At 35.4% G+C, this 12763-nt stretch carries 17 protein-coding genes; 9 read left to right on the top strand and 8 right to left on the bottom strand.

Annotated elements, in window-relative coordinates:
- Positions 1–117: 117 nt before the first annotated feature.
- From WDZ98_RS07285 to WDZ98_RS07275, 3 genes are all read left to right on the top strand, one after another.
- Positions 118–936 carry an aspartate dehydrogenase gene (locus tag WDZ98_RS07285; protein ID WP_368060144.1) on the top strand — a complete coding sequence of 273 codons (819 nt, stop codon included), beginning with the start codon at positions 118–120 and terminating at the stop codon, positions 934–936.
- 93 nt (positions 937–1029) lie between these two features.
- Positions 1030–1986, top strand: a complete 957-nt coding sequence (nadA, locus tag WDZ98_RS07280) for a quinolinate synthase NadA (protein ID WP_368059750.1) — start codon at positions 1030–1032, stop codon at positions 1984–1986.
- A gap of 12 nt (positions 1987–1998) precedes the next feature.
- Positions 1999–2391, top strand: a complete 393-nt coding sequence (locus tag WDZ98_RS07275; protein ID WP_368059752.1) for a tetratricopeptide repeat protein — start codon at positions 1999–2001, stop codon at positions 2389–2391.
- Here the strand turns inward: WDZ98_RS07275 and nadC are convergent.
- From nadC to WDZ98_RS07260, 3 genes are read right to left on the bottom strand one after another with little or no spacing between them, the layout of a single operon-like run.
- On the bottom strand, positions 2380–3195 hold the full coding sequence (nadC, locus tag WDZ98_RS07270) for a carboxylating nicotinate-nucleotide diphosphorylase (RefSeq protein WP_368059754.1): 816 nt from the start codon (positions 3193–3195) through the stop codon (positions 2380–2382). The genes WDZ98_RS07275 and nadC overlap by 12 nt on opposite strands.
- Positions 3196–3237: 42 nt before the next feature.
- The gene (gene spt4 / locus WDZ98_RS07265; protein WP_368059756.1) at positions 3238–3426 is read right to left on the bottom strand and encodes a transcription elongation factor subunit Spt4; all 189 of its coding nucleotides are present in this window, start codon (positions 3424–3426) and stop codon (positions 3238–3240) included.
- A gap of 1 nt (position 3427) precedes the next feature.
- Complete coding sequence (locus WDZ98_RS07260; protein ID WP_368059758.1) at positions 3428–4021, bottom strand: DNA-directed RNA polymerase; 594 nt, start codon at positions 4019–4021, stop codon at positions 3428–3430.
- Between the two features lie 148 nt (positions 4022–4169).
- Between WDZ98_RS07260 and WDZ98_RS07255 the strand changes: the two genes are divergently transcribed.
- From WDZ98_RS07255 to WDZ98_RS07240, 4 genes are all read left to right on the top strand, one after another.
- Complete coding sequence (locus tag WDZ98_RS07255) at positions 4170–5432, top strand: Mrp/NBP35 family ATP-binding protein (RefSeq protein ID WP_368059760.1); 1263 nt, start codon at positions 4170–4172, stop codon at positions 5430–5432.
- A 12-nt stretch (positions 5433–5444) separates the two neighbouring features.
- The gene (locus tag WDZ98_RS07250; protein WP_368059762.1) at positions 5445–5936 is read left to right on the top strand and encodes a GTP-dependent dephospho-CoA kinase family protein; all 492 of its coding nucleotides are present in this window, start codon (positions 5445–5447) and stop codon (positions 5934–5936) included.
- Between the two features lie 153 nt (positions 5937–6089).
- Positions 6090–6467: a hypothetical protein gene (locus WDZ98_RS07245; RefSeq protein ID WP_368059764.1), complete on the top strand. Its 378-nt coding sequence runs from the start codon at positions 6090–6092 to the stop codon at positions 6465–6467.
- Between the two features lie 36 nt (positions 6468–6503).
- Entirely contained in the window at positions 6504–8543 is a 2040-nt protein-coding gene (locus WDZ98_RS07240; RefSeq protein WP_368059766.1) for a sodium-translocating pyrophosphatase, read from the top strand.
- Here the strand turns inward: WDZ98_RS07240 and WDZ98_RS07235 are convergent.
- Positions 8540–8722 carry a hypothetical protein gene (locus tag WDZ98_RS07235; protein ID WP_368059768.1) on the bottom strand — a complete coding sequence of 61 codons (183 nt, stop codon included), beginning with the start codon at positions 8720–8722 and terminating at the stop codon, positions 8540–8542. The two genes, WDZ98_RS07240 and WDZ98_RS07235, sit on opposite strands and share 4 nt — an antisense overlap.
- Positions 8723–8780: 58 nt before the next feature.
- Positions 8781–9038, bottom strand: a complete 258-nt coding sequence (locus WDZ98_RS07230) for a DUF2024 family protein (protein WP_368059770.1) — start codon at positions 9036–9038, stop codon at positions 8781–8783.
- A 571-nt stretch (positions 9039–9609) separates the two neighbouring features.
- On the opposite strand from WDZ98_RS07230, the gene WDZ98_RS07225 reads away from it, so the two are divergent.
- Positions 9610–9999, top strand: coding sequence for a cyclophilin-like fold protein (locus WDZ98_RS07225; protein WP_368059772.1), 390 nt, complete (start codon positions 9610–9612; stop codon positions 9997–9999).
- 1 nt (position 10000) lies between these two features.
- On the opposite strand, the gene WDZ98_RS07220 is transcribed toward WDZ98_RS07225, so the two are convergent.
- The gene (locus WDZ98_RS07220) at positions 10001–10390 is read right to left on the bottom strand and encodes a Mov34/MPN/PAD-1 family protein (protein WP_368059774.1); all 390 of its coding nucleotides are present in this window, start codon (positions 10388–10390) and stop codon (positions 10001–10003) included.
- 2 nt (positions 10391–10392) lie between these two features.
- The gene (locus tag WDZ98_RS07215; protein ID WP_368059776.1) at positions 10393–11481 is read right to left on the bottom strand and encodes a plastocyanin/azurin family copper-binding protein; all 1089 of its coding nucleotides are present in this window, start codon (positions 11479–11481) and stop codon (positions 10393–10395) included.
- Between the two features lie 69 nt (positions 11482–11550).
- On the opposite strand from WDZ98_RS07215, the gene WDZ98_RS07210 reads away from it, so the two are divergent.
- Complete coding sequence (locus tag WDZ98_RS07210) at positions 11551–12465, top strand: heme o synthase (RefSeq protein WP_368059778.1); 915 nt, start codon at positions 11551–11553, stop codon at positions 12463–12465.
- Here the strand turns inward: WDZ98_RS07210 and WDZ98_RS07205 are convergent, their stop codons facing one another.
- Positions 12466–12762, bottom strand: coding sequence for a hypothetical protein (locus tag WDZ98_RS07205; RefSeq protein ID WP_368059780.1), 297 nt, complete (start codon positions 12760–12762; stop codon positions 12466–12468).
- Between the last annotated feature and the right edge of the window lies 1 nt (position 12763).

Raw genomic sequence — 12763 nt, 5'->3', positions numbered from 1 at the left:
CTCTTTTTTATTTTAAATAGATTGGGTACAAATCATCAGTTTTTGTAGGGGTGATTATGCTATTTATTGAAATCCTTCAGATTAGAATTAATTAAGAGATCAATTCTATTTATGATGTTGAAAAAAGTTGGTTTATTGGGTTGCGGGTCCATAGGAACTCAAATTGCCCTGGCAATTGATTCTGGAAAAATCCCAGCTGTTTTAACACATGTTTTTGATAATTCTAAAGATGCTGCAATATCCCTTGTTTCCAAATTAAACAACAAGCCTGAAATTGTTGAAAACTCTCATCTGCTCTCTTCGCATCCTGTCCACATTGTAGTTGAAGCAGCTTCGCAAGATGCAGTAAAGGATGTTGCATTAAGTGTTTTACAAAATAAACGTGATTTGATGATTATGAGTGTTGGAGCATTACTTGATGAATCCATTTATGATATTTTGTCTGATGCTTGTAAAGATTTTAAAAAAACAATCTATCTTCCTTCAGGTGCAATTGCTGGATTGGATGGAATTAAATCAATTAAAGATGAACTTGAATCTCTGTCTATCACAACTACAAAACATCCTCGTTCACTCAAGGGCGCAAAATTTTTTGAGACATCTAAAATTGATCTAGACTCAATTGACTCATTGACAACAATTTTTGAAGGTACTGCAAAAGATGCAGTTTCTTTGTTTCCTGCTAACATCAATGTTGCTGCATTATTGTCTCTATCTGGAATTGGTAGTGAAAAAACTGGCGTCAAAATAATGGCTGATCCAAATACTGACAAAAACACTCATCATATTGTAGCTGCAGGAACATTTGGAAAAATGACTTTTATAATTGAAAATTATCCTGATGAAAACAATCCTAAAACCAGTAGATTGGCAGTTTTGTCAGCGATTGAAACTCTGAGAAAATATTGTTCAGATGATATTCAGATTGGCACCTAATATGGCAATAATTGCCACATTTGATAGCTTTTTAGAGAATTCAAGACTACTTCCCATTCTTTAAATCATCTCTGAATCAAATTTGAATGGCTTATGCTTGTACAACAATCCTCAGCACTTAAAGATGAGATTTTGAGATTAAAAAAAGAGAAAGACATAGTGATACTTGCTCACAATTACCAGATACCTGATGTACAAGATGTAGCTGACTTTACAGGAGACTCGTTGGGTCTCTCAAGACAAGCAGCATCAGTCAGTCAAAAAACAATTCTATTTTGTGGTGTAAATTTCATGGCAGAGACTGCTGCAATTATTAGTCCTGAGAAAAGAGTGTTGATTCCTGATCTGGAAGCTGGCTGCTCATTATCTGATTCTATTACTGTTGCTGAATTAAGAAATTGGAAGAAACAACATCCTAATGCAATAACTGTGGGATATGTCAATACAACTGCAGAAATTAAGGCAGAACTTGATTATTGTTGTACATCATCAAACGCAGTAAATGTTGTAAAATCAATTCCTGCAGATAAAGAAATTTTATTTTTACCTGACATGTTTCTTGGATCTTATGTCGCAAAGATGACTGGTAGAAAAAACATGCACATTTGGGCAGGTGAATGCCATGTTCATGCAGGAATCAGACCTGAAGATGTCCAAGAAAAACTAAACTCACTAAAAGATGCTGAATTTTTAATCCATCCAGAATGCAGTTGCACTACTCCAATGATGTATGATGTATCTGATGGAAGATATGATAAAAATAACGTGTCTATTCTTTCAACTGAAGGAATGCTTAACCATGCTCATCAATCAAAGTCAAAGAACTTTGTTGTAGCTACTGAAACTGGCATATTGTACAAAATGAGGCAACAAAATCCTGGAAAGACATTCATTCCTGCTTCGGAAAAAGCTGAATGTCAATATATGAAAATGATTACGCTTGAAAAAGTATATGACGCATTGGTAAATGAAAAAAATGTGGTTACCGTTCCTAAAGAAATTGCTGACAAGGCTCGTTTAGCAATAGACCGAATGCTTGCAATTAGATAACCATGTATAATTATGACTGGATTGTTTTCTAGGACTCCAAAAGATCCTCAAAAGAAAAAAAATGTTCAAAAGATAAAGGAACTAAAAAAATTAGTTAAAGAAAAAAAATATACGGCAGCTCTGAAATTAGGTACAGAATACTTGCAAAAAGTGCCATACAATCATGATGTTTTGTTTACTGTTGGTGGAATCTATTACTTACAAAACAAATATGCTACTGCAATATCCTATTTTGATAAAGCCCTTGAAATTGGCACATATGACGTTGATGTTTTGTTGTTAAAAGCATATTCTCATCAGAAATTAGCCGAAAATAAACGTGCAATTCAGTGCTGTGAAAAAATTCAAGAAGTTGATCCGAAAAATAAAGTAGTGTCTGCATTACTCGCAGAATTAAATCTCTAAACTCATATCAATTCCTTTGACTGAATTTGTAATACTGCCAATTGAAATTATGTCTACTCCTGTTTTACTGTACTTTGCAATATTATTGGAATTGATTCCTCCTGATGCTTCAAGCATTACTTTATCTCGTAGCTTTTGATCTTTGAGTATTTTTATTGTTTTTTTAATCTGTACTGGTGTGAAATTATCTAACATGATGATAGTTGCACCTTCTTTTGCAGCAAGTATTGCGTCTGCAGTATTTTCAACTTCAACTTCAAATTTTTTATATTTTTTCTTTGTTTTTTGAATCAAAGATATCAAATTCTCAATTGCTATGTGATTGTCTTTTATCATTACCATCTCATCTAATCTGAGCCTGTGTTTTTTACCTCCTCCTATCTCTACTGCTTCTTTATCAAAATATCTCAGTCCAGGAGCAGTTTTTCTTGTTGCATACAATTTTGTGTTCTTTGGAATTTTTTTTACAAGTTTGTATGTCTGAGTTGCAATGCCGCTCATTCGTGTTAGAAGATTTAGTGCAGTTCTCTCACATGCTAATACGTTACCTGCATTTCCTGTTATGACCATTATCGTTTGGTTTGGCTTTACATTGGAACCGTCTTTTTTTAGAATTTTGACATTGCATCCATTTAGTTTGAAAATATCTTTTGCGTAAGATGCCCCTGCCACAATTGCATTTTCCCTAGAGATAATTCTCGCTGAAATTTTTTTCTTTGTTAGTAAATTACTTGTAATGTCTCCTTTACCAATATCTTCGGCAAGAAATTCTGATAATTGTTTTTTAGAATTAAAGGTCAACATTATGATAAAATGTTTATGTAATTTTAAAGATTTAGAAATATTCTACGTTACTCTGATGGCGTACTTGCCTTTTTTTGTAATTCCCAATGTCTTTGAAATTTCTGAATTTGTTGGATCAACTACTAGTACAACTCCATTCCAATCTGGTGTCAAGTCTGATGATTTACAATTGGGACAAACTTTCAGAGTTGTTACATGTTTACACTTGCGACATGCCATCTCTCGTGCCATTCTAACTTGCCTCTACTTTTTCTTCCTTTGCTGGCTCTTTGCCACCGCTGGCTTTCTTGATTTCTTCTGCAATCCAATCATCTGCACCTAAGAATGGTTGTCTACATGTAATTCCAATCTTGCCCATCGCTGCAGCTTTTCCTAATGATACTGCAGTAATTCTTGCACGAAGTGTAGATCCAACTTTGAGTGTTCTGCCGCTTTGGTTAGCCAGGATCATTCCAGATTTGACATCACTCTTAAGATAATCATCCATCACTTGTGACAAGTGAAGTAATGCATCAGTTGGGCCAATTCTTACAAATGCTCCAAAGTCTGTAATGTCAACAATTTCTCCGTGAACAATTTCTTGTAATTTTGGATAAAATGTTAATGCTTCAAATTCAACTTTATGAAATGTTCCACCATCTCCTGCAATCATCTTTCCCATTTCATCTACTTTGGCATCTAAAATCATAATGATGTATCCTAAATCCGCATTAATCATGCTCTCGTATTTTTCTTTGAGAATGTTAGTTGCAGCCTTTTTCAATGTGGTTCCAAATAAGCTTGGAGGAATCCTTACAACATCAATTAGGGTGGATATAGAAAACAAATGTACTGTTTTTCTTGAATTTCAATTTATGAATGTTTAGGTGATTTAGGCTTGGATTTTCAAAGAATTTACTATTTTTTCAAAAAAATGTCAATTTCTTTTCATCTCTGACTTATGTTTAAATAAAGTGAACTGTCTTTTTGACGCAATGGTTGGAATCGATCAAGTTCTTGAAAAACTTAGCACTGTCATTGATCCTGACTTGAAAAAAGATATCGTCTCTATGGGGATGATAAAAGATTTAGAACTCAACGATGGCAATCTCAAATTTACTTTAGAATTAACTACACCTGCATGTCCTTTCAATGTCGAAATTGAGGATGATGTTAGAAAAGCAATCGGTGAACTGTCTGAATTGAAAAATTTTGATATGAATGTCACTGCAAAGGTAATGGAAGGACGTTCACTTGAAGCTGATACTGGAATGGCATCTGTTAAAAATATCATTGGTGTTGCAAGTGGAAAAGGTGGCGTTGGTAAATCAACTGTTTCCTTGAATTTAGCATTAGCTCTCTCTGAATCAGGAGCCAAAGTTGGATTACTAGATGCTGATATCTATGGTCCTAGTATTCCATTAATGCTTGGAATGAAAGATGGATTCATGGAAGTTGAAGACAATAAACTTCAACCTGCAGACTCTCACGGATTGAAAGTTGTTTCTTTTGGTTTCTTTGCAGATCAATCTAATCAAGCAGCAATTTATCGTGGCCCAATTATTTCTGGAATATTAAAACAGTTTTTAGTTGACACTAATTGGTCTGACTTGGATTATCTTATAGTAGATCTTCCACCTGGAACTGGTGACATACCATTAACTCTTGCACAAACGATTCCTATTACTGGAATCTTAGTTGTTACAACTCCGCAAGATGTTGCAAGTAATGTTGCAGTAAAAGCAGTTTCAATGTTTGAAAAACTAAACGTTCCAATTATTGGAGTTGTTGAAAACATGAGTCATTTTATTTGTCAAAATACAATTGAAACTAAATCTGAAAATACGTCTAAACTTAAGGGATTTGTTTCTAAACTTAAGGGATTTGTTTCTAAACTTAAGGGATTGTTTTCTAAGACAGAACAAAAACCAAATACAATTGAAACTAAATCTACATCCGATCATCTAACATGTGGTAAAAAACATTATATTTTTGGTCAGGGTGGTGCAAAGAAAATAAGTGAACAATTCAATATGCCTTTCTTAGGTGAAATTCCACTAAACTCTGGAATTATGGCAGGCTCTGATTTAGGTAAACCCATCATGATTACAAATCCTGATTCTCCAAGTGCAGTAGCTTTTAGAAAGAGTGCAAAAAATATTGCAGCGCAATGCAGTATTCTTGCAGCCAAACTCCAAGAAGAGATGGCATCTGAAACTTCTAGCGAAACACCAACACCAGAGGCAAATTCCAACTAGTATTGATCGTCTGTGAAACTTTCTGACTCTCTTAGGGACCAATTCAAAGCTCCACTAGGAATACTATTACCTGAAAACCAAACAAGCAAAGAAAATATCAAAAAATTTCTTTCAGCAAACTACATCATTACAGTTGGCGATAGAACTACTGAGAAGATGATTAATTTTGGTTTGATTCCATCATTGCAAATTATTGACGGACAAGAAAAAAGAGAAAAAAGAGAACCACCAAAACTTGCAAATGCCACTGAACTGACTGTTGATAACCCTGCAGCAGAAATTACACCTCAAAGTGTCTCTGCAATAAAAACAGCGTTTACCCTAAAATCTCCGGTTAGAATTTTTGTTAATGGTGAGGAAGACCTTCTAGTGTTACCCGTATGTGTCCATGCACCTGAAAATGCAGTAGTCATGTACGGTCAGCCAAACGAGGGACTCGTTATAGTGAAAATTACTCCAGAAATTAGAAATAAAGCACAAGCACTCCTTGATTTAATGGAATAATTGGGGTATGATGAGACGGTGGCTGTATGATTTGTGATTACTCTACTAAACCTTCTGACCCTATTAATTCATAATTCTGAAGAATCAAAATACACTAAACTTCTTACAAGAATTGACATTTGAAGATAAACATAGATTACTTGACATAAATTTGTGAAACTAGATCCTGAACTTTCGTTACAAATTTTAGAAAAAGTAGGTGTCTATTCTAATCGTTTTTCAATCGCTGAACCTAAAATTCTTTTGACTACCAAAGAAGTTCTGGATACTCCAAAAGAGATGACTGAAGGTAGAAGAACATCTGCATACAAGTATTATGGAGTGTCATACCTTCAACACAATCTAGTTTTTATTAACGTAAGAAAAATTCCTGATGAAAAAATACTTGAGAACACAATAGTTCACGAATTAATCCATATGCGATTTCCATATCTTGCACACGGTAAAAGATTCAACAAGCTAGTCAGACAAGGACTAAAGGGAAAATTATTTCCGCCATATAGAAAAAGAAGTAAGATCTCTGCTATTTGATTTATATTTCCCAGAACTAGGCAAGCAAAGTATACTATGGAAATTCCCCAAATTATTCCATTTATTGCAGGAATTGCATCATTTTTGGTGGCTGGGGGATTGGTGTTTTGGATTACTAAACAACCTGCTGGAACCAAAGAGATGATGGACATCTCAAATGCCGTCAAAGAAGGCGCTTCTGCATTTCTAAAAAGAGAAATGAAAATTATCATTCCTGTGGCAATAGCATTGTCAGTTATTATTGGCGCATTTCTTCAACCATCAAACGGACTAGCATTTGCAGTGGGTGCAACATTATCTGCAGTAGCCGGAGTTATCTCATTAAAAATTACAGTAAAAGCAGCAGTCAGAGCTGCAAATCTTAGTGGCAGTGGTCTTGGAAAGACTTTTGCTATGGCGTTTAGAGGTGGAGCTACAGTAGGTCTAGCAGTTCCAGCAATGGCATTATTGGCAATCACTGGTCTTTATCTGATTTATCCTGACCCAATCACAATTGCCGGAGTTGGCATTGGAGCAAGTCTAATTGCATTATTCATTAGAATTGGCGGTGGTATTTTCACAAAAGCAGCAGATATGGGTGCTGATTTAGTAGGTAAAGTTGAAGCAAATATTCCTGAAGACGATCCTCGAAATCCTGCAACCATTGCAGATAATGTAGGAGATAATGTTGGCGATGCCGCAGGAATGGGCTCTGATGTTTATGAATCTTATATTGTTACAATTCTTGCAGCATTGTTAATTGCAGCATTGATTGGTGCACCAAACTTTTTCCTTTACCCAATACTAATTGGTTCTTCTGGAATGATTGCATCTATTATCGGTGTTGTAATTGTTGGCTCTAAAAATATCACTGATGTAATGAAACCTCTTAATCGTTCGTTTTATGTTTCAGCATCTATTGCAATTGGATTAAACTATGTCTTTATCACGCAGTTTATCGGAAACTCTACAGCATCATATGCTTTGTTTGGTTCTACTGTCATTGGTGTCATTCTTGTACCTGTGATTCAGAAAATTACTGATTACTATACAAGCTACAAACAAAAACCAGTTAAAGAAATTGCAGACTCTGCAAAATGGGGCTATGCATCATTAACATTGATGGGTATAATCAAAGGAATGCAATCCACAGGACCATTTATGATTGCACTAGTTGTTGCAATCATTGTCTCTTATAGCATTGCATCTGCAGCAGCTCCCGAAGGTGCAGATCCTGTTCTTTATGGAATATTTGGTACTGCCATGACTGCAATGGCCATGTTGAGTCTTGCAGGAATTGTTCTAAGCATTGACGCCTTTGGCCCAATTGCAGATAATGCCGGTGGCATTGTAGAGATGACTGGAATGGGCGAAGAAAACCGTAAAGTAACTGATGAGATTGACGCTGTAGGAAATACAACCAAAGCCGTTACCAAAGGTTTCGCTATTGCTAGTGCTGCATTAGCTGCATTAGCCATGATTCAGGCATTTCAATTTGAAGCAGCACATGTTTTTGCTGGCGTATTAGAATTAGATTATAGTTTAACAAATCCAGCAATCATTGTTGGCTTACTAATCGGTGGATTGATCCCATTTATCATTACAGGACAACTCATCAATGGTGTATCACGTGCCGCAGGTAAAATGGTCGATGAGGTTAGAAGACAATTCAAGGCAGACGCTGGAATTCTTACTGGAACATCAAAACCTGATTATGCAAAATGTGTAGACATTGCTACTGCTGCATCACTTAGAGAATTATACAAACCAGCTATTGTTGCAATTGCTTCACCAATAATTTTGGGTATCTTGTTAGGCCCAACTGCAGTAGCAGGATTACTAATGGGTTCAGTTGTAACTGGAATACTTTTGGCATATCACTTGGCAAACACTGGTGGTGCATGGGATAATGCAAAGAAGCTAGTTGAGATGAATGGTGAGAAAGGTTCCGAAGTACACAAAGTTGCAGTAGTTGGAGATATTATAGGTGATCCTTACAAAGATACAGCAGGTCCTGCACTTAACACTGTAATTAAATTACTTAACACTATTGCAATCGTTTTTGTATCTGCATTTGTCGCAATAATTACAATCTAATCTTCTACGATTAGTGTCATATCTAATTCATCAATTTGAGCTTGAATTGCTTTTCTCAAAGTAGTGTCATGTTTGTCGCAGAATTTGAAATAATTATCAGCTGTTTGAAAACAACCACAAATCCATTTTGTCTTCTTGTCTCCTTCAACTGTCCACTTTGAATACTTGTGTTCAGACATGTCTGACTTTTACGAATCAGACTAAAAAATATGTTCTTTGATAAAAAGGAAAAAATGTTTAAGGACAGCCTTCCATCTTCTGGATAAAATAGCCTTTTTCCTTAATTGCCTGTTCTACAGGTGCTGGTGCTCCTTGTGAGTGGCAGAATTGACATTCGTTTGTAGTCATTTCTGCATCGCCTTCACCGACGGATTTTAACCACTCTTTGCCATATGTGATGGCTTTGTCGTGGTCTTTTTCACCAGTAATTACGTCAAAGTGCATGGTATGACCATCTGCTGCTTTGACATAAGTGTCGTATACGTGAATTTCCATAAATTTAATTAAAAAAAGGGATATTTAATTCAAAATAATATTCTATATTTCCCAAAAAAGGTTCAAACATCTGAGAAATTGAATCTAAAATGGGACTCTGATGACATCTAGGGGTCTATTTTACAAAATTTCTTTCCCTGTGAGAAGAACACTCTTTCACTAATTCCCCATCCTGATCTTTTATTTTGCATCCACAAGAGAAGATTATGTGCATTCTAACTCAACTAATTAAAAATATGATAAAAGATTAATTCCTTTAATTTACCATGCGTACAAGAATTATTTTAATTCCTATTTGCTATATAGAGAACAGTGATGATGGTAATTCCCACACTCAATACCTAAGTTCATTTAGAACAAAATAAAACTATGAAATTGTATGAATTTGATTTCATCGAATGTTATGATGATGACGATTACGACTTTGATGATGATGACGATTAAAAATAAATCTACACTAGTTAGATAAATTCACTACGGATGTTATCTGTTGGCTAGTGTTCTATTTTTAAGAAATCTTACTATACACATAATCACAACAGTTTTCTAATTCAAAGATCTTCATACAGTTATGAAATATTCAGTTGAAGTAAAAATCTCAAACTCCTCAAGCATATTTTTAGAATTAAATGATACTCATTCTCCAAATACCGTCAATGATTTTATTTCAAAGTTGCCTTTTACAGTAGACCTCAATGTTTGGGGGGATGAAATCTACACTTCAAAATCACCAATAATCCAACCGGAAGAAAATGCAAAGTCTCCTGTTGAGTTAAATGATGTGGCATACTGGCCAACTGGAAAGGCAGTCTGTTTGTTTTATGGTTCCACTCCAATTGGAAATCCAGGAGAAATTACACCTGCATCACCAGTTAATGTGATTGGAAAAATTATTTCTCCAGATAAAGCAATTCTAAATAATATTCATAGTGAAAAGGCAACGTTTAGCTTACTATTCTAATCTATTCTTCTATTGGAATTTCTACAATGTCTGATTCAAGCAGATATGCTCTAAAATTTTTATTGATGCCAGAATAAATTATCCATACTACTGGATTGCTTTGCATGAATTTTTTATCAGTATTTGATGGATATGCATCTGAGTCTGGGTGTGAGTGAAATATTCCAACTACGTCCATTTTCTTTTCTTCAGCCACCTTATACCCTTCGATTAACTGTTCGTTTGAAATTGTAAAGTTTACAGGTGATTTTTCAATATTTTCTGTTAAAAATAAATCTAGAACTTGATCATTTTTACCAAATAGTATCGCACAAGACTCATTGGGTTTTTGATTCTCTGAGTACTCTGATAAAACTTCTTTATCTGATTGTGATAATCTGATTTTCTGCAAATCTATTCTACGTTAACAGTTCCAACCATCCATGGATGGAATGTACAGTAATAATCAAACGTTCCTGCATCTGTAAATGTATATTCAAAAATTCCTCCCGCTGTCATCATTTCAGAATCAAAAATTCCATCTATATCTGCAGGTGGTTTTCCTGATGTGACAGTGTGCACTGTATTGTCTACATTGTCCCACACAATTGTAGTTCCAACTGTAATGTCAATTATCATTGGATCATAGTATATTTTTCCATCTTCAGGAATTGCTGCTCCTTCAGGAATTATGACTTTGGTTGGTTCTGGCGCTGCTTCGATAACTAATGTTGCAACCATCCAAGGATGGAAACTACACAGGTATTCGTATTCGCCAACTTCTAACTTTGTTGTATCTAATTTGAAAACATCTCCTTGATTCATTGTACTTGAATCAAATAATTCTCCATACCCTTCTGTACTTGTAACTGTATGTGCAACTGCATCTGCATTTGTCCATTCAACAGTGTATCCTTGTGTGACTATTGCTACATCAGGATCATAGTCTGGATTACCCTCTATGGTAGAATCTTTTAAAATCTCAATTGCAAAAATTGGCCCTGCAGTTGCAATTTCTGTAGGTTCTTCAATCGATATTTGTTCTGGAATCATGTATGTATCTGGACTTACAAATCCTAATGCTACCCACATGATGATTCCTGTGGCTGCTGCAATTCCAACAATTGCACCGATTGGTTTTGCAAACGGTGGATGTTTCATTGCAAGATATGCTATAATTATTGCAGGAAATGCAATTGCCATTAAAATTCCTGCGATTGTAATTGTATAGTTTGATGTGTTCATAGTCAATGCAAACATTCCAAATCCTAATGAAATTGACAAAATTACCAAAGTCGTTGCTTTGGCTCTGTTACTTGTAGAAATCCCGCCATCTAGTATGCCTGCTGCTAGAAAAATTAGTCCTACAAACATGGTAAGGCCAGTTAGTGCATGCATGCCATCGATGAATGTGTGTGCAATTCCCGCATACGACAATGTAAGACCAGCTATTCCTATAGCTGTTAGTCCCATTCCAGGCATCATGAGGTCCCAATTACTCATTTAAAATAGCTGACAGGACTGAGATACTTATTCCTTGCGACAGGTAATGGATCTATACGAAGAAATTAAATGGCTTTGACATTGGATAGAGTGAGATTGGGATTCAATGAAATACTGGAGATATCCAAACCCAGAATTGTTGTTCTTTTAGTAATTACTGCAGTTACATCCATGTATGCTGCAAGTAAACTAGTTCCTGGCGTACCCGAACTTGATTATTGGTCCTATTTGCACATAATCATCGCAGGAGCATTAGCATCTGCTGGTTCTAGTGCACTAAATCACTATTATGATAAAGACATTGATCCAAAAATGACTCGAACTAGTACCAGACCCATTCCATCTGGACGAATGTCCGCATCCAGTGTTTTGATTTATGGTTTGGCAGTTAGTTGTATTTCTGTAATTTACGGATTCTTTGCACTAAATGCTGTATCTGCATTCTTTATCTCAGTTGGAATTTTCTCTTATGTCATTATTTACACAGTTTGGCTCAAACGAAAAAATTCTTCCAACATTGTAATTGGTGGAATTGCAGGTAGTGCGGCAGCTTGGGCAGGATGGGCAGCAGCTACTGGTAGTATGGATTTGTTAGGATTTCTTGTGGGATTTCTGGTCTTTGTATGGACTCCTTCTCACTTTTGGTGTCTTGCAATGAAAATCAAAGATGAGTATGCACAAGCAAATGTTCCAATGCTTCCAGTGGTAATCGGAATGCAAAAGACTTCAAAATTCATTTTAGGAAATACGTTAATTTTAATTCCGTACTCTTTGATACTTTCATTCATTCCAGATGGTATGGGAATAGTTTACACTGTCATTGCACTAGTTTCAGGAGGATTGATGCTTGCATATCATTACAAACTGACAAAGACCCCTACATCTGAATTTGCATGGAAAGCATACAAGATTACTGCTCCTTATCTTACAATCATTTTTGTTGCAGTTGCATTAGATGCAGCATTTCATATTCCGTTATTCTAATTATTTGTCCAAGCCTGGGAAACTAGCTTCGTAATCGCTCTCCATTGTTTCCTTTACTTGCTCATCTACTTCATCTATTTCTTGTTTAATCGTAACAATTTCTATTCGGCGTTCATCTTTTGTAACCCATGATACTGTGATGAGTCCTAGTATCTCTAAATCTAAAAGTATCTTGTTAAATCTATCTTCAGCAATTACATGCCCATCTTTGGCTAGACTTTTTAAAAGTTCAACATCCGTTAATCTATTTGCTTCTTTTATTTTGTCAAATACTGTATTTCTTATTGGTATTGTCATT

Origin of the sequence: Candidatus Nitrosopumilus sp. (genome assembly GCF_040878665.1) — an archaeon.
Classification (GTDB): domain Archaea; phylum Thermoproteota; class Nitrososphaeria; order Nitrososphaerales; family Nitrosopumilaceae; genus Nitrosopumilus.
Note: the sequence above shows the minus strand (reverse complement) of the source record. Positions and strands in the feature narration are given on the sequence as shown.